Consider the following 16,546-nt stretch of genomic DNA (forward strand, 5'->3'; position numbering starts at 1 on the left):
AGAGATGCTTCGACTAGCTATAACTAGCTTGTGTTTGATTATTTCTGTGAATGCCTTCGCAACCTCGGTTGATGATGGGATCACTCTGTTTAACCAGAAGGAATATAAGCAAGCTCAGGCTGTATTTGAGCCTTTGGCAAAGCAAGGCAATGCCAGAGCAATGTTTTGGTTAGGCGTTAGTCAGTTTAAAACCGGCGAGCAATTTAAAGCAGGCTCCACACTACTTCAAGCCGCAGAGGCAGGAAATCCTTGGGCGATGCATCTGATGGTGCCAAGCTATAATGGTCATTGTGGTTATCTGGGTTGGCCGTGTGATGAAGATTGGATGGATAAAGCTATAGTGGAGTGGAAAAAACGAGCCGATCAAGGTGACGGGAAGGCGATGTATGCTTTGCTGCGTTGGGGTGAGAAACCATGGTGGGCTTATGTACCAGTTTTAAAACAGAAAAGATATGGCGAGTTGGTTGAGAAAGCAGTCAAAGCCGGTGGGTATAATGCCGTTAGTTACAATATGTATATACCAATAGATATGAAAAAAAATATTGAGTTACTGAAGTATGAGGTTAGTCAAGGTTATGCACCTGCAATGATTTATTTGTACTATCTTAACGATTCAAAAAAAATCACTATTAATAATAGTTTTCAGTTAGCAAAGCGAGCATTATCCCTTGGTTATAGCACTGGTGCATTCGTTCTTTATTTTCATTTTAGAGATAAACTACCAAGTATAGAAACTGAGTCTGATATTCAACATTTATCCAATGACATGAAGGAAAATTATAAGAATGCTTATTATTATTCATTGATTGAAAAGAATTTTAGTGGAGAAGATAGAGTATCTCTTATCAGAAAAATGGTTATAAATAATAAAGGGGAAAAAGTTCTGATGAATGTATTATCGGAAAATGAGATGAAAGAAGTGGAATCGAAAGTGCAAGAATTTACCAGGAATATTTCTATAAATATGTTTTTAGATGATTCAACAGTCAGTGAACTTATTGCTCGATGATTATTGGTAGAGCATTGATTCTCTCACACGAATTATTTGGTAATTGTTATTTATTATAGTGAAAATCTAATAGATAAATTACAAAAAGATTATAAAATGAATCAAATAATAAAATCACTACTAATATATGTGACAGTATTTTCATATGAAAGCTTCGCTGCAACAGTTGATGACGGTATTACTCAGTTTAACCAGATGCAGTATAAGCAGGCTCAGGCTGTATTTGAGCCGTTGGTAAAGCAAGGGAATGCCCGGGCGATGTTTTGGCTAGGTGTCACTCAATTTCGAACGGGAGAGCAATTTAAAGCAGGGCATACATTGCTGAAGTCGGCAGAGGCAGGAAACCCTTGGGCAATGTTGATGATGTCGCCAAAAGATAATGGTTATTGTGATTATCTGGGTTGGCCGTGCGACCCAAGTTGGAGAGATAAAGCCTTTTCGACTTTACAAGTGCTAGCCGATCAAGGTAATGGTAACGCTATCTGTACGCTTTTGTATAGAAAAGGGAAACCATGGTGGACTTATGTGCCCATTCTCAATAAGAAAAGGGGCGGAGAACTGGCAGAAAAAGGCGTGAAGGATGGCTGGTATCGGATGGCGAGTTGTGGCATCCCGATGGATATTAAGAAGCGAGTTGAGCTACTTCAATATGCTGCACAGCATCATTATGCTCCCGCAATGGTTGCTTTGTATTACCTTGATGAAAAAGGTAAGTATAAAATGAAAAATAGTGCTCATTTTTTGCATGATGCGATGAAGCTAGGTTATGACAGTGGAGCAGCGGGCCTATTTCATTACCTATATCCTATATATCACAAGATTAATACATATGTTGATATCCAAAATTTAACTGCTGAGGACTATAACAAATTAAAAGAACTATACTTTTATTCTCTTGTTTCTCAAGGTCTTGGGTATAAAGATGATTTTAATTTGCAGGTTCTAATAAGGACTAAAAATAATGAGAATAAAGTTGTCAAATTAATTTCTTCTGATGAGGAAAATAAAATAGAGGAAAGAGCAAAGGATTTTTTGAAAAAAGTCAAACCTAACTTATTTCTCGATGAATCCTCTAACATGAATGCTTTGCTTAATCCTTAATAAGATATACGAAAGATGATCCGAATAATAATAACTAGTCTGTGTTTGATTATTTCTGTGAATGCCTTTGCAACATCGGTTGATGAAGGCGTCGCTCTGTTTAACCAGAAGGAATATAAGCAAGCTCAGGCTGTATTTGAGCCGTTGGCAAAGCAAAGCAAGGCAATGCCAGAGCAATGTTTTGGTTAGGCGTTAGTCAGTTTAAAACCGGCGAGCAATTTAAAGCAGGCTCCACACTCAGGGTGACCGCATGAGTGTTTAATTTTTACTCATCATCGAAAGAGTTATAAGGTTGTAATAATTACATATTCAGAATAAAACATAAGATGAATAAATTTAAAAATTACCTGTAGATGTTGTATATGAATAATTTTTTAAGAAAATTGACGGGAATTTATATTTTATTCATTTACTTTGTTTACTTGTAAAACGAGCCGCAACTGCGGCTCGAAAACTAAATCAACCAATCAATCATCACACCAAATCTGATTCATCCGGCTCTTCATGATAGCGCACGTAATGGGTGGTAATCAGATTATTCAGATACAGCAGCACATTGCGCAGCTCTTGACTATTGTGCCGCTGTTCGGCTTCAAATATTTCTTCTAGCTGACGCAGGTATTCGCGGGCTTTTTGGGCGAATTGGTGATCGTAAGGGATGGTTTCGTACATAGGTGATACTCCGTGAGTCATTTTTTACCACCACACAAAGTTCCTACGCTCTGAGTGGTGAACTGAAACAAGGTGTAGGAATACCGCACTCACGATACGGCCAGCAGAAGCTGCCTTGTCCAGCCCACCATAATTCAGATGTGCTGAAGCCGTACATAATAAAAAACCAACATGAAGTTAGCAATCATATATGTTGTGAGTTGTTACGAGTTCCTACGCCCGGCACCGGATTTTGCCAGTGCAGAGCGTAGGTTATCTGTTTTTGGGAAAATAAAAGTATGAAAAAAGTATGAGATTTTGGGGGTGGGTTAACAGTTGTCTCTTGGAAGCGATGACTTGAATGATCTCTCGATCGTCAGGCTATTGCCAAACTCATGATTTAGATGTGATAGAAAGATACTTATTCCTGTATGAATGAGAAAACATCAAATTTTCATCATGTTATGGGATGTTGTTTCACCTCTGGTTTATTCCTCCGAAAGCATCAGATAGCGCTGCATTGCTTTCACGGTATCTTCGCTGCAATGATGCTCAATGCCTTCCGCATCTGCTTTTGCGCTGGACTCCGGAACGCCCATTTTGATCAGCGTTTCATAAACAATGTGATGTCTTCTGGCCACCTTTTCTGCTAACTGTTTTCCTTCCGGTGTTAAAAACACGCCACGGTATGGTTCAGATTCAACCAGCCCGGCACTTCTCAAACGAGAAATAAACTTAGACACCGCCGCCGGACTGACACCAAACCGTTTCGCCAAATCAGCACTGCGGACTTCTCCCCGGGATTCGAACAAATCCGCAATTTCTTCTACATAATCTTCAACCAATTCAGCCTGATGGTCTTCTTTAACTTTACTGAAGGCACTGCTCTGTTTCACTTGAGGCATAACGTTAAGATACGATCGTGTAATAAATGACATAGATATTTAATCCTATGATCAAGCTACAAATGAGGCTACCTATCCAGGTTACCGGTTTACTGTTTGCCATATCACCCATGATGGTACGACGTGCAGTGAAAATAACTAACGGAATCAGAGCAAACGGGATACCGAAACTCAGTACGACTTGACTCGCGACCAATGCTTTTTGCTCATCAACGCCCAGCATAATGACAGCCAGAGCCGGAATCATCGTAATCAGACGACGGACACCAATCGGAATGGTAAAGCGGACAAACCCCTGCATTAATACTTGCCCGGACATCGTCCCCACAATCGATGAAGATAATCCCGCCAGTAACAGCCCGACACCAAATACGATACTGGATATTTTACTGCCCATTAATGGCGCAAGTAGCTGATAGCTTTCCGATATTGTCGCCACATCGTGGTAACCGTTAGCGTAGAATGCCGAGGCTGCTAATGCGAGTAATGCCATGTTGACAATCCCGGCGAGTGCCATCCCGACAATCACATCCATACGATAAAATCTGGCAATGGTTTTTTTCTCCTGATTATTTGATGCTTTGATCCGGTCTGTTGCTAACGCGGAGTGCAGATAAATCACATGAGGCATGATGGTTGCGCCCAGAATACCCGATGCCAGATAAACCGCGTAACTATCCGGGAAATCAGGAATAAACATCCCTTTGGTTAAACTGACCATATCAGGGCGGCTTAACAGAAGCTCCGTCGCAAACCCACTCGCAATCGCCAGAATCATTGCACCGATAACAATTTCCATTAAACGGAATCCAAGCCGTTGGGTCAGCAGCGCTAAATATGTGATAACACCGGTCAAAAGTGCACCATAGATCATCGGAATATCAAACAGCAGTTTAAATGCCAGAGCGGCACCCAGAAACTCGGCTAAATCGGTGGCAATAGCAACAACCTCCGCCTGTATCCAGTAAAACCAGACGACAGGTTTCGGGTAACGATCTCGTATTATTTCGGCTAAATTCTTGCCGGTTGCCACGCCTAATCTGGCAGACATACCCTGAATCAACATTGCCATCAGATTCGCGGCCAGCACAACCCATAGCAGTGCATAACCATATTTCGCTCCGGCCTCAATATTTGTCGCAAAATTACCAGGGTCAACATATGCAACGGCAGCGATCAAAGCAGGACCGAACATAACCATCCAGCTAAAACCTTTCGCTTTTCCTCGCAGTATGTTTGTCGCCTGATACTGGACAGAATTATTCGAAATTGCCTGCAACATTTAACTTACCTCATATAAGTTAACCTTGGTTAATGATCTTATATTCGGTTAAATGGCTGTTTAAAATCTAATCGTTTAAACCTATTGAAATGATAAGTGTTATCAACTAAGGGCGGGTTTACATCGGTGTATGATGCCCCATCACACCACACTCCGAATTTTTGAGTGCGCTATCACATCGCGTTATGTTCGAACTTACAGCGCTACGACAGCTTCAATTTCTATCTGCAAATCTGCATGAATGAGCTTGGAAACTTCAACCAACGAGCATGCTGGTAAATTGCCTTCATAGAAATTAAATAATAGCTCTCGGATGCTGCTTAACGCAGACATGTCACGAACAAAAATTGTTAGCTTCACCAGATCACTTTTTAAGCGTTTCTCTAGCCTAAGGATTTCTGAGATTTGTTCCAGAATCTCTTTAGTCTGCGCTGTCAGACCTAAGGTTTGGGCGTCTGTGCCATAAGCTGTAAGCCCTGATATATAAAGCGTTTTGTTGTGCTTCGTTGCATGAACATAAGGCCCGGCAATTTGAGGCAAGTTTTCGTAAGTAACCCGTTCAACCACTTGATTTCTCCCTAGAACATTACATTTTATTAGCGCGTATGCGCGGGCTTTTGGGCGCTAAATATACAACGAGTTTAATTTTTACCGCATTCATTTTTAAACAATGTTGCTCAAACTACTCAGAATTCACCGATCGAATCGTGTGTAGTTTGCGGAAATTTGAAGGGGTCATGCCAACATACTTAAGAAAAACGCGTCTAAAGTAGCCAACATCTTGGTAGCCGACGCCGCGAGCGATAAACTGGATAGGGTGGGTTGCATCCGTTAACGCTTGTTTTGCAGCATGAATCTTTTGTGTCTGGATGGCTTCTGTCAACGTGGTTCCAAAAGTCTGTTTATAGACCCGGCCTAAATAATCCACATTACATCGCAAGCGCTGAGCCACCCATGATGGGGTAATCGGTTCTCGATAGAACTGTTTGATAATCGAACGTGCGTTGTACGCCAGATTGACGGGCTTGGGCTCAGATTCATTTGCATTCTTATTGCTTATTTTACCAATAATCATCATCAGCAGCAGGTTTAATGACAGTCTGTCGTCTACCAGTTCTTGTTCGTTTAATAACAAATTAAACAATGAGGTCACTTTTGATTCATCGTCAACTCGCCCCAATTTTGGTAAGTGAATGAAATGCTGAGAGGCCGAATCTTTACTATGGCGGGACAGACGAAAGTGAACCCAGTAAAACTTTAAATCATCTGGGTAATCCTCAATCCCCATATGTTCACAGTGCGGATAAAGCAGTAAACATTGACCCGCACCAAGCTGGTACTGCTGATCATTTTCTTGAATCGATAGTGTCCCACGTTGCACAAAAATAAGTTCAAAAGAGTCAATAATTCTTCTTGGATGCCTGCCACTCCCATTTGAAATGAACAATCCGCCATTCTCTATCTCTACAGGAACATCGTGATATATATTTGCCATTTCTGAGCCCTTCGTGGTTTGGATATATCTTATTTGAGGTTGAAACATAGCCAAAAGATCATTATCACACTTCCTCTCATAAAGTCGGATGTGTCCTCTTTTTATACAAAATTATCACCTATTGTTGGTACTCCGCTCTCGCTACGATGGATACATAAAAATAACGACAATAATGAATTCAATATGGATGAAACAACCATGAATGAGACAAGTACCCAAGTGTTGAACAACAATATAATCAACACACCTCAAGCAGAAAAAATAACCACCAGTGAAAAATTCGGATATGGTCTGGGTGATGCCGGAGGCACGATTATTACAGGCTTAATCGGAAATTTTTTAACTTTTTTCTACACCGATATTTTTGGATTAACGCCCGCGATTGTGGGTATCCTTTTTATGACACTCCGTATTTTTGATGCCGTCACCGATCCTTTGATGGGGATTGTGGCCGATAAAACACATAGTAAATACGGGCGCTTTAGACCTTGGCAGCTATGGATCGCTCTCCCCATCGGGATCGTCGGAATTCTTACCTTTACCGTGCCGGAAATTAGCTACAACCTTAAGGTGATGTACGCTTTCGTTACCTATATGCTGTTATCAATTTGTTATACCGCAATTAACGTCCCCTATTGCGCACTTATCAATACGATGACCACCGATCACAAAGAAGTCATTTCATGTCAGAGCTGGAGATTTGTTCTCACTGGCGGTGCCGGTGTACTCGTCTCGGTGGGTCTGCCATGGTTTGTCGGCCAGTTTGATTCAAACCAACAAGCTTTGGGTTATCAATATGGCGTTAGCATTTTGTGCGTAATTGCTATCGTGATGTTCTTGTGGTGTTTTGCGACCGTTAGAGAGCGAACACCAATTGAATCTCTGGGAAAGGTTTCCCTCAAAGAGCACTTAAAAAGTATCAAGCAAAACGATCAACTCATGTTGATGCTCATCATGTCATTTTTGCTCATCACTATTTTTAACACTCGGGGTGGTGCGTACATGTACTTTATCAACTACGTCATGGGTGGCACTTCCAGCTATACATCGCTATTTTTTGCCATGGTTACTGCGGGTTTAGTGATTGGACCGATATTGGTGAACTACCTAACGAAGCACATTGATCCTAAAAAACTGTATTTATACACCAATGTATTTCTTGGTCTTTACTCTTTGGTCATGTTTTACATCCCTGCGAATGATACAACCCAGAACCTATGGTTGGGCATCATTTTGTGCTACAGCGTCCTGCTTGGTTTTACGCTGCCTTTACACTTCTCATTAATGGCATTTGCTGACGATTATGGGCAGTGGAAAACCGGGGTTCGTTCTTCTGGGTTGAATTTCGCCTTCAACTTATTCTGTATAAAACTGGCGTGGGCATCGAGTGCCATCATTATCAGCGCGATTCTTGTTTGGGTTGCCTATCAGCCGGGAATAGAAAACCAAACTGAAGCCTCTGTATCGGGTATTACATCGCTAGAAAGTATTATTCCTGCAATTATTCACTTCGCGTTAGCGTTCATGATTGCCAAAACCAAGCTAGATAACCAACTAATGGCACGTATTAGCGCAGATCTAAAGAAACAAATGGCGTAAGAGAGACTCCTCATGACTTACAATAATGAATCACAATACACACGCGTTAACATTACCGACAAATTCTGGAAGAATTATCAGACATTAATTAATGATGTGGTGATCCCTTATCAATGGGATGCACTGAACGATAATCTGCCAGATACAGAACCAAGCCACGCCATAGAAAACTTTAAGATTGCAGCAGGTGAACTTGATGGCGAGTTTTATGGCATGGTATTTCAGGACAGTGATGTCACTAAATGGCTGGAAGCGGTTGCTTACTCTTTGGCAAACAAGCCTGACCCGTCTCTAGAAAATCTCGCTGATGATGTCATTCAACTCATTGGCAAAGTGCAATGTGACAATGGCTACATCAATACTTATTTCTCAGTCAAAGAGCCGGATGCCAAGTGGCATAACTTGTGTGAATGCCACGAGCTATACTGTGCCGGACATCTCATTGAAGCGGCAGTTGCCTATTACCAAACTACCGGTAAAGATGCCTTACTCAATATTGCGTGCCGGTTTGCAGACCATATTGATCAGGTTTTCGGTCATAAACCAGATCAACTGCTTGGCTATCCGGGACATCCTGAAGTTGAGCTTGCACTGATGCGTTTATATGAAGTGACGGAACACCCCCGTTATTTAGACCTCTGTAATTTCTTTATTGAGCAGCGTGGGCAAAGCCCACATTACTATGATGAGGAATATCAACGTCGCGGACAAACCTCGTATTGGCATGTCCACGGGCCCGCATGGATGGTGAAAGACAAGGCCTATAGTCAGGCGCACTTACCTCTCACTGAGCAAAAAGTTGCGGTTGGTCATGCTGTCCGGTTCGTTTATCTACTGACGGGAGTCGCTCACCTTGCGCGCTTAAGTGGCGATCAAGAAAAAGTCGCCATATGCAAGACGCTGTGGCAAGACATGGTCAATAAACAGATGTATATCACAGGAGGAATTGGTTCGCAGAGTGAAGGCGAATCATTCAGTTGCGAATATGACTTGCCCAATGATACCGCTTATACAGAAACCTGCGCGTCGATCGGACTCATGATGTTTGCGAACCGGATGCTACAACTCGATACCAATAGTCATTATTCTGATGTTATGGAGCGAGCGCTCTACAATACAGTGTTGGCCGGGATGGCGATGGATGGAAAACACTTCTTCTATGTCAATCCGCTGGAAGTTCATCCAAGCAGTATCCCACATAATCATATTTATGATCATGTGAAACCGGTCCGTCAACGTTGGTTCGGTTGCGCGTGTTGCCCACCCAATATTGCACGAATTATCGGTTCATTGGGGAATTACTTGTATACCGTTAAACAAGACACGGTGTTAACTAATTTATATATAGGTTCTACATCCACGCTTGCGACTGAATATGGCAATTTAACGATGACCCAACGGGGCGACTATCCATGGAAGGAGACCATCACACTCTGTATTGATGAGGCGCCTGATCAGGCTATCTCGTTAGGGTTTCGGATTCCAGACTGGTGCCGCCAGCCAAGTATGATGGTCAATGGCAATCCATATTCACTTGAGAACGCCGTGGAGAACGGTTACGCCTTGATCAACCGAGTTTGGCAAAGTGGCGATACCATGACCTTAACCCTGCCAATGGAAACATTGATTATCAGAGGACATGAAAAACTGCGCCACAGTGCCGGTAAAATTTCGGTCCAACGTGGCCCGCTGGTTTACTGTATTGAAGAAGCCGACAATGGGAGTGAACTGTATAACCTACGTCTCGACAGTGATGCAGAATTTACGGTCATACAGGGAGAGGGATTGTTTGAAGGAAAAACACTACTTAAAACACAAGCGGTGAAAAAACTTTGTCCTCAAAGCGGTGAAGCATCACTTTATCGTTATCGATCATCTAAACCACAATGGGTTTCACAGCCATTGACGCTCATTCCTTATTTTACCTGGGCAAACCGGGGTGAAGGTGAGATGCGGGTGTGGATCACTGAGAAGGAATAATACTTGGTACATTATCCGTGAATACCAAGCTGGTTGAAGACCGATAGAGAGTTTTCAACCAGCTTTCGTTAGCGGGACAGTCACTTTAGGTTTTAAAGGGACAGTCACGTCAGTGCGGTTTTTACACCCAATGCCAATGTGATCAAGCATCACTTTTATTTCTCATCTTTGTCATTTTTCTCTTCTCCATCCGAGTGATTAAGGGAGAGCAGAGACAACATATTTTGAATAGCCGCTTGCTCAAGCGCTTGGCTGGTTTGCTCAAGGCGCCGTTGATAATACTGTGCGAGTGAGTCAGATTTTAGCTCCCGCGATAAGCTCTTAAATGAAATCATAACGTTACCTCCTACCGATGATGATCGACTAACAGGCTTTGCTGCGACATTAAGGTCAATGAGCCGTCAACCAGACAAGGCTATAAATCTATTTGTCTTGTTCATGGTCCTGCTTCGTGCTTCGCCAGTTTCTCTCTCTAACGAAGTAAAGTGTGATGCAAAAAGGGGAAGATAAAAACAGACGGAATATAATGATCTTGTTCCTAATATGAGCGTGATATCGAGTAAAAATCGGCTTTATGTAAGTTTTGGCAGAAAAATATGAACAAGTGAAAGGGAAGGGGTCCTATTTTGAATGTGAATCGACAAATCTTGTACTTTTCCCGTTTAGCCAAGCTAGGTGTGAACACCGCTATTTTTACAACCCTTCCTGAGATTGCCGAGCGCTTGTTCACAAGCCCCCGGCATTGTCGGACATTGCTCAATCAGATGCGCGATAGTGGCTGGATTGAATGGGAGCCCAAAGTTGGTCGTAATCAACGTTCTCGCCTTTACCTGATTTACAGCCTTCAAGAACTGAAAGCGATGCTCGCTCAGAAGCTAATTTCGATTGGCAAATACGAAAAAGCACTCGATTTGATTGACCATGACCAAATGCTATTTGCTCAACTCCTTAGATGTACCTCTGGCACGCAAATACGCCAAGGCAGGCTACATGTTCAACTGACCTATGACCGGATATTTTTACCGCTCCTGCCTCATACTGCATTGAGAAACAGTGAACGTTTTCTATTACGTCAAGTATATAGCTGCCTTACGCATTGTACTGAAAGCGGGGAGATACGACCTGATCTTGCCCATCACTGGACAAGTGATGAGAGCAAGTTACATTGGAAGTTTTTTCTCCGTCCTCTGCTTAGATTTCATGATGGCAGTGATATCACCGCGAATGAGGTGGTTACGCTATTCAGGCAACTACGGGACTCCCCGTTGTATACGAAAGAGCTGGCCCATGTTGAAAGTATTTCTGAGGAGAATGAACTTTGCATTGCGTTTACGCTTTCAAAACCGGATGCCGATTTTGCAGGGCTGCTATCGGGCCTAAAATACTCGATTCAACCGCCAAGCCAACTCTTGGGTACCCATTCCATCATTATTGGTAGTGGCATATTTCAGGTCGTGGAGCACAGCAAACAACGTCTAACTCTCCAAGCTTATCGAGATTATCATGGTCTTCGTGCGCTCACTGATACCGTGACCATTTGGCAGCTCCCGCCACAAAGTTGCAATGCGCACGATGAGGTTTTACCGCAAGTCGGAACCACGAATCAGTTCAATTCTTTATACATCGACACCCAGTTTGTTGATGGTTTCAATCCCCAATCAACGAATGAATCTTCCGACAAAGACCAAAAAAATAGAATTGAAGAGGGGTGCCTGCTTGCGATCATCAACCATAGAACTCGGTTCTCTCTCTCGCAACGTTCGTACCTGAGTGAGCTGATTCGCACTGATGAGGTGCTAAAACAGATTGGTAGCTTGAAAAAGAGTCGGGTTAAGGCGGTTCCGGCATATAACTTGTTTCCCGGATGGCTGAAGATGATCGCTACAGCCATACCGCCACAACCATTGCCTGATATTTTGACGATTGCAATATTCGAACATCACGCCCTAAAGGAATGTGCAGAAGCGATTACAGTGTTATTAAGTCAGGTTGACGTACATTGTAGAATCAATATTTACTCATTTGATGAGTTTTACGCGAAAGCAAACAGTCAGACACTCAACGAAGACATCATTCTTACCAGTCTCAGTCTCGACGACAACCGCCCTGTATCAGCATTTTGCTGGATGCTATCAAATCCAGTCTTACAGCAAAGTATGAGTCAACCAAACCGGGAGTGGCTGGATAACCTGTTGTACGATGTCAGAAGTCGTTTACCTGCTTCCTCATACATGCAGGAACTCGAGCCGATCATATCGTCAATGATTACCTCACATTATCTCATCCCCATGTTTCACCATTTACAGACATTACGATTTGAAGGTGTGCTCAAAGATGTCGATATCAATGTGTGGGGGTGGCCTGAAATACGGGATGTTTGGGCTGATGAGTCGTGTGGTGTGTTATAGGTATGGCGAAAAAGTGAATCACGGGGATAATCGCCTCATCGCTGTGGGTGGCAACAGTGTATGTCCATGAAATGCATACAAATGGATGGCTTAACTGTTGATAAGATATGCGAGAGATTCGCTATGATGTCGTTCAAATGGCGATGTAGTCGCGGTTACATGAGTGCAACCGCTTGTTTTTGGTCGTTGGGATGTGGTGGTTTGGATGAGATGAACCTCATGCTTTTCGAGGTATCGGTGGGTTAGTGACTCTCCTCCGCAGCGAGTTCTGCCCGGATAATCGCTGCACCTGCGCTGAGGGCGTTCATTTTTGCTGTAGAAACTTCACGAGGTAGCGGTGCCATACCACAGTTGGTGCAAGGGTAGAGTTTGTCTGCATCAACATACCGCAGCGCTTCCCGCAGTGTTTTGGCGACTTCTTCTGGCGTTTCAATGGTGTTGGTTGCGACATCAATTGCGCCGACCATCACTTTCTTACCCCGAATCAGTTCAAGCAACTCAATCGGTACGTGAGAGTTATGACACTCAAGTGAGATGATATCGATATTCGATTGCTGTAGTTTAGGGAATATTTCTTCGTACTGGCGCCACTCGGAGCCTAACGTTTTTTTCCAATCGGTATTGGCTTTGATGCCATAACCATAGCAAATATGTACGGCGGTCTCACACTTGAGCCCTTCGATTGCTTTTTCTAAACAAGCGATCCCCCATTCGTTGACGTCATCAAAGAAGACATTAAAGGCCGGCTCATCAAATTGGATAATATCGACACCTGCGGCTTCTAATTCCTTCGCTTCTTGATTGAGAATTTTGGCGAATTCCCAAGCGAGTTTTTCTCGGCTTTTATAATGGTCATCATACAGTGTATCGATCATGGTCATCGGGCCGGGTAGCGCCCATTTGATCGGTTGATTCGTTTGCTGGCGTAAAAATTTCGCATCTTCAACAAAGACTGGTTTTGAGCGGCTCACTGGGCCGATAACCGTTGGGACGCTTGCCTCATAGCGATTGCGAATTGTCACCGTCTTACGAGTGTTGAAATCAACACCATCAAGGTGCTCAATGAAGGTGGTGACAAAGTGTTGGCGGGTTTGTTCTCCATCGCTGACAATATCAACCCCTGCCAGTTGCTGTTCGTGTAAGGACAGACGTAATGCATCCTGTTTACCGTCAGTGAGTTCGTCACCCTGTAGTTTCCAAGGTGACCAAAGTGTTTCCGGTTGCGCCAGCCAAGACGGTTTCGGCAGGCTGCCTGCTGTTGAAGTCGGTAATAATTTTTTCATCGTTAATTCTGCCATTCGTTCTCGTGATTGATTAAGCGTAAGCTGCTGTCCATTGTTCAAGTATCGCCTGATAGGGTTTGATGAAGTGCTCTTCAGCAAATTTCCCCTGTTCAATCGCGAGTTGACTACGTTCTTCGCGGTCATAAACGATTCGAGTCAATGAATGATCGCGGTTCTTCAGGTTCGGTTGGTAAGACTCGCCTGCAACGGCGTTGGCATTATAGATTTCAGGCCGGTAAATTTTTTGGAATGTTTCCATAGTGCTAATCGTACTGATGAGCTCAAGATTAGAGTAATCATTTAACAGGTCGCCAAAGAAGTAGAATGCCAATGGAGCAACGCTATTCGGCGGCATGAAATAGCGAACCTGCAAGCCCATCTTTTTGAAGTATTGCTCCGTCAAAGATGACTCATTCGGCTGATATTCAAAACCTAAAAGGGGATGATGATTGCCTGTGCGATGATAGATTTTACTATCTGAGACACTCAAACATATCACGGGTCGTTTTTTGAAATATTGCTGATATACGTCTGAATTCACGACAGACTGAAACAGCTTGCCATGCAGATCGCCAAAGCCCTCCGGAATACTAAACTGAGGTTTATTCTTGTTATGATCTAACAGGAGAACGCTAAAATCGTAATCTCGCACATAAGAAGAAAAGTTATTCCCGACGATACCGTCAATACGTTGGTTGGTTTTGTGATCAACAATATTGGTTTTCAGAACTTCAATGGATGGAAAGGATTCACCATTGCCTTGGATATCCATATCAATGGAGATGATTTCAAGCTCGACTGAATAGCGGTCACCTTTTGGGTTATCCCAATGTGCTAACGCGTTGAAACGATTGTTGATCATCCTTAGTGTATTGCGCAGATTCTCTTGCCGATTGTCACCCCGGGCCAAATTGGCGAAGTTGGTGGTGATACGTGTATTGTCTGATGGTTGATAATTGTCATCAAAACAAATGCTCTTGATCGCAAATGTGAAATTGTCGTTCATGGTGAGTGGTATCCTATTTCCTTGAAAAGCTGAACTTATTCCCTACTTTTCGATGGGAGCGTTATGTTTTTAGTTTCCCAATCGTTTCTTCACGGTTTTTTGCTATTTTCCAGAGTCGCCTGATTCAATCCGACGGTCGTTTATCTAATGTGAAGCCCTGTCTATTTTTATACTTGGTTTCTGAGTTGATTAAAATTCATTTTGATTCACTAGGATTATGAGAAAAATTCATGATGGGTTTGTTAGGGGACTGTCCTTTTCAGGGAATAGCGATAAAGAAACGGGTTTACATTACGACCGCCACCGTTACTATAGCTTGGACGCGGCTCTTAAACACAATGAGTTAAAGATGGATCGATTTGACGAAAAAATATTACAAGAGTTGGTTCGCTTCGGACGAATCTCGAATGTTGAACTTGCTGAGCGGGTTGGGTTATCGCCTTCGGCAACGTTAAGAAGAGTTCAGGAGCTGGAGCGTAACGGCACAATTAAAGGCTATCGAGCGGTTATTGATAAACATAAGCTAGAGATTGGTTTCGTTGCTTATGTTTCTATTGGGTTGTCGGATCACAGTAAAAATGCTCAATTGGCATTTGAAGCGCATGTACAGTTTGCACCTGAGGTGACGGAGTGTCATAACATCACCGGTGATAATGAGTACTTACTTCGTGTTGAGACAAAAGACTTGCTGGCTTATAAGCGGTTTCATTCCGAAGTATTGGGTGAATGTGCTCAAGTGAATACGATTACTACCATGGTGGTGATGGATTCACCGAAAGATGAACGGTGAATGATCATCAGTTTATTCAGAGCTAACATCTTTCTCTGGATAGGGAATCATATTCTGTATCACCCCGCGACAAAGTGAACGAAACCACTGGCTACCCGGGTCATCTGTCAGTGCTTTGGGCCAGCAAAGATAATATTTGGGGTCAGGAAAGGAAAAAGGGAGATCTCGAATCGTCAGACCAAATTGATCTTGGAATCGTTCGGCCAGCAGACGACTAGAACTGAGTAGCAGATCGGTCTGTCCTACGGTTGCCAATGCGGCAAGAAAATAAGGGGTTCGGAAAGAGAATCGTCGCTCTTTGACCTGCTCTTTAAGTGCGTCATTGATGAAGTTTCTAGATGTTCCGCCCATACTGACCAGAATATGGTTATGCGCTATATAGTCATCCAACGTAATGTGAGTTTTACTCGCTAACGGATGATTTCTTGACATAATACAGCCGAATTTCTCTCGTCCAAGTAAGCATCGTTCAAATGAGTTAGGAACCTGAATGTAATTACTAACTAGCACGACATCAACATGATGTTCTGTTGAGTGGATCAAACTGGTTTCGGTAATTGTACTGGTTTCGAGCGAGGCATGTGGAGCACTTTGGTAGAACTGAGACGCGATATAAGGCACATAAGCTTGGGCCTGATAATGGGTTGTCTGTAAGCGAAATGAGCGCTCACTTTGGTCCGGAGAAAAAGTTCGGATGGAGTTGAGGCCTGCCATTTGCTCGATCATATGGCGAATTGGGTATTCTAGCGCTGCGGCTTTTGCTGTCGGAACCATGCCTTTTGAAGTCCTGATGAACAACGGATCGTCAAATGCGTCACGCAAACGTTGTAACAGGCGGCTCATGGCAGACTGACTTAAAAACAGGCGATTGGCTGCTTTACTGACGTTTCGTTCTTCCAGTAGATAGAGTAATCCCATTAATGATTTCATATCTACATGCTGTAATTCTGACGATAACATCTGTTTATCCCACTTTTCGCATAATTGTTAGAAACATTATGCATTGGATTGTTTGGCAAGAGAACCGCATGATGTAG

At 43.0% G+C, this 16,546-nt stretch carries 16 protein-coding genes; 7 read left to right on the top strand and 9 right to left on the bottom strand.

The genetic code is table 11. The features are described 5' to 3' along the window. The first annotated feature begins 4 nt into the window (after nucleotides 1-4). The 3 genes from BSQ33_RS20615 (at nucleotide 5) to BSQ33_RS21725 (ending at nucleotide 2,299) form a co-directional block, all read left to right on the top strand. A complete protein-coding gene (locus BSQ33_RS20615; RefSeq protein WP_088135200.1) occupies nucleotides 5-1,009 on the top strand; it encodes a tetratricopeptide repeat protein in 1,005 nt (334 codons plus the stop codon). 96 nt (nucleotides 1,010-1,105) lie between these two features. Beyond that, the gene (locus BSQ33_RS20620; protein WP_088135201.1) at nucleotides 1,106-2,110 is read left to right on the top strand and encodes a hypothetical protein; all 1,005 of its coding nucleotides are present in this window, start codon (nucleotides 1,106-1,108) and stop codon (nucleotides 2,108-2,110) included. Between the two features lie 15 nt (nucleotides 2,111-2,125). After that, entirely contained in the window at nucleotides 2,126-2,299 is a 174-nt protein-coding gene (locus BSQ33_RS21725; RefSeq protein WP_157721470.1) for a hypothetical protein, read from the top strand. Between the two features lie 285 nt (nucleotides 2,300-2,584). Here BSQ33_RS21725 and BSQ33_RS20625 read toward each other — a convergent pair whose 3' ends face one another. The 5 genes from BSQ33_RS20625 to BSQ33_RS20645 all read right to left on the bottom strand — a co-directional run bounded on the left by BSQ33_RS20625 (nucleotide 2,585) and on the right by BSQ33_RS20645 (nucleotide 6,443). Further along, nucleotides 2,585-2,782 (bottom strand): hypothetical protein, encoded by a 198-nt coding sequence (locus tag BSQ33_RS20625; RefSeq protein ID WP_021021299.1) that lies wholly within the window; start codon nucleotides 2,780-2,782, stop codon nucleotides 2,585-2,587. Nucleotides 2,783-3,249: 467 nt separating this feature from the next. After that, on the bottom strand, nucleotides 3,250-3,699 hold the full coding sequence (gene mntR / locus BSQ33_RS20630; protein WP_198298206.1) for a manganese-binding transcriptional regulator MntR: 450 nt from the start codon (nucleotides 3,697-3,699) through the stop codon (nucleotides 3,250-3,252). Then, nucleotides 3,671-4,948 carry an Nramp family divalent metal transporter gene (locus BSQ33_RS20635; RefSeq protein WP_021021301.1) on the bottom strand — a complete coding sequence of 426 codons (1,278 nt, stop codon included), beginning with the start codon at nucleotides 4,946-4,948 and terminating at the stop codon, nucleotides 3,671-3,673. Before BSQ33_RS20635 ends, mntR begins: the two co-directional genes overlap by 29 nt. Before the next feature lie 195 nt (nucleotides 4,949-5,143). Beyond that, nucleotides 5,144-5,515, bottom strand: a complete 372-nt coding sequence (locus BSQ33_RS20640) for a RidA family protein (protein WP_021021302.1) — start codon at nucleotides 5,513-5,515, stop codon at nucleotides 5,144-5,146. A gap of 115 nt (nucleotides 5,516-5,630) precedes the next feature. Further along, nucleotides 5,631-6,443: a helix-turn-helix transcriptional regulator gene (locus BSQ33_RS20645; protein WP_198298207.1), complete on the bottom strand. Its 813-nt coding sequence runs from the start codon at nucleotides 6,441-6,443 to the stop codon at nucleotides 5,631-5,633. Between the two features lie 183 nt (nucleotides 6,444-6,626). Here BSQ33_RS20645 and BSQ33_RS20650 point away from each other — a divergent pair, with 183 nt between their 5' ends. Then, a complete protein-coding gene (locus BSQ33_RS20650) occupies nucleotides 6,627-8,042 on the top strand; it encodes an MFS transporter (protein WP_232472005.1) in 1,416 nt (471 codons plus the stop codon). Nucleotides 8,043-8,054: 12 nt separating this feature from the next. Then, a complete protein-coding gene (locus BSQ33_RS20655; RefSeq protein ID WP_088135203.1) occupies nucleotides 8,055-10,022 on the top strand; it encodes a glycoside hydrolase family 127 protein in 1,968 nt (655 codons plus the stop codon). Nucleotides 10,023-10,177: 155 nt separating this feature from the next. On the opposite strand, the gene BSQ33_RS20660 is transcribed toward BSQ33_RS20655, so the two are convergent. Beyond that, nucleotides 10,178-10,357 carry a hypothetical protein gene (locus BSQ33_RS20660; RefSeq protein WP_021021306.1) on the bottom strand — a complete coding sequence of 60 codons (180 nt, stop codon included), beginning with the start codon at nucleotides 10,355-10,357 and terminating at the stop codon, nucleotides 10,178-10,180. A gap of 297 nt (nucleotides 10,358-10,654) precedes the next feature. Between BSQ33_RS20660 and BSQ33_RS20665 the strand changes: the two genes are divergently transcribed. Next, nucleotides 10,655-12,430, top strand: coding sequence for an SgrR family transcriptional regulator (locus BSQ33_RS20665; RefSeq protein ID WP_232472035.1), 1,776 nt, complete (start codon nucleotides 10,655-10,657; stop codon nucleotides 12,428-12,430). Nucleotides 12,431-12,672: 242 nt separating this feature from the next. On the opposite strand, the gene BSQ33_RS20670 is transcribed toward BSQ33_RS20665, so the two are convergent. Both BSQ33_RS20670 and BSQ33_RS20675 read right to left on the bottom strand, forming a co-directional pair. Then, nucleotides 12,673-13,713, bottom strand: a complete 1,041-nt coding sequence (locus tag BSQ33_RS20670; RefSeq protein ID WP_088135326.1) for a methionine synthase — start codon at nucleotides 13,711-13,713, stop codon at nucleotides 12,673-12,675. Nucleotides 13,714-13,744: 31 nt separating this feature from the next. After that, nucleotides 13,745-14,719, bottom strand: coding sequence for a DUF1852 domain-containing protein (locus BSQ33_RS20675; RefSeq protein ID WP_021021309.1), 975 nt, complete (start codon nucleotides 14,717-14,719; stop codon nucleotides 13,745-13,747). A 349-nt stretch (nucleotides 14,720-15,068) separates the two neighbouring features. Here BSQ33_RS20675 and BSQ33_RS20680 point away from each other — a divergent pair, with 349 nt between their 5' ends. Next, nucleotides 15,069-15,509 carry an Lrp/AsnC family transcriptional regulator gene (locus BSQ33_RS20680; protein ID WP_021021310.1) on the top strand — a complete coding sequence of 147 codons (441 nt, stop codon included), beginning with the start codon at nucleotides 15,069-15,071 and terminating at the stop codon, nucleotides 15,507-15,509. Between the two features lie 12 nt (nucleotides 15,510-15,521). On the opposite strand, the gene BSQ33_RS20685 is transcribed toward BSQ33_RS20680, so the two are convergent. Continuing rightward, nucleotides 15,522-16,469 (bottom strand): LysR family transcriptional regulator, encoded by a 948-nt coding sequence (locus BSQ33_RS20685; RefSeq protein ID WP_088135205.1) that lies wholly within the window; start codon nucleotides 16,467-16,469, stop codon nucleotides 15,522-15,524. Nucleotides 16,470-16,546 lie beyond the last annotated feature (77 nt).

Origin of the sequence: Vibrio gazogenes, assembly GCF_002196515.1 — a bacterium.
GTDB classification, from domain to species: Bacteria; Pseudomonadota; Gammaproteobacteria; order Enterobacterales; family Vibrionaceae; genus Vibrio; species Vibrio gazogenes_A.

Coding starts and splice junctions, on each gene's coding strand:
- BSQ33_RS20660 (WP_021021306.1), bottom strand. CDS start 10,357: ATGATTTCATTTAAGAGCTTATCGCGGGAGCTAAAATCTGACTCACTC.
- mntR (WP_198298206.1), bottom strand. CDS start 3,699: ATGTCATTTATTACACGATCGTATCTTAACGTTATGCCTCAAGTGAAA.
- BSQ33_RS21725 (WP_157721470.1), top strand. CDS start 2,126: ATGATCCGAATAATAATAACTAGTCTGTGTTTGATTATTTCTGTGAAT.
- BSQ33_RS20635 (WP_021021301.1), bottom strand. CDS start 4,948: ATGTTGCAGGCAATTTCGAATAATTCTGTCCAGTATCAGGCGACAAAC.
- BSQ33_RS20650 (WP_232472005.1), top strand. CDS start 6,627: ATGGATGAAACAACCATGAATGAGACAAGTACCCAAGTGTTGAACAAC.
- BSQ33_RS20615 (WP_088135200.1), top strand. CDS start 5: ATGCTTCGACTAGCTATAACTAGCTTGTGTTTGATTATTTCTGTGAAT.
- BSQ33_RS20685 (WP_088135205.1), bottom strand. CDS start 16,469: ATGTTATCGTCAGAATTACAGCATGTAGATATGAAATCATTAATGGGA.
- BSQ33_RS20620 (WP_088135201.1), top strand. CDS start 1,106: ATGAATCAAATAATAAAATCACTACTAATATATGTGACAGTATTTTCA.
- BSQ33_RS20675 (WP_021021309.1), bottom strand. CDS start 14,719: ATGAACGACAATTTCACATTTGCGATCAAGAGCATTTGTTTTGATGAC.
- BSQ33_RS20645 (WP_198298207.1), bottom strand. CDS start 6,443: ATGGCAAATATATATCACGATGTTCCTGTAGAGATAGAGAATGGCGGA.
- BSQ33_RS20670 (WP_088135326.1), bottom strand. CDS start 13,713: ATGAAAAAATTATTACCGACTTCAACAGCAGGCAGCCTGCCGAAACCG.
- BSQ33_RS20680 (WP_021021310.1), top strand. CDS start 15,069: ATGGATCGATTTGACGAAAAAATATTACAAGAGTTGGTTCGCTTCGGA.
- BSQ33_RS20625 (WP_021021299.1), bottom strand. CDS start 2,782: ATGTACGAAACCATCCCTTACGATCACCAATTCGCCCAAAAAGCCCGC.
- BSQ33_RS20655 (WP_088135203.1), top strand. CDS start 8,055: ATGACTTACAATAATGAATCACAATACACACGCGTTAACATTACCGAC.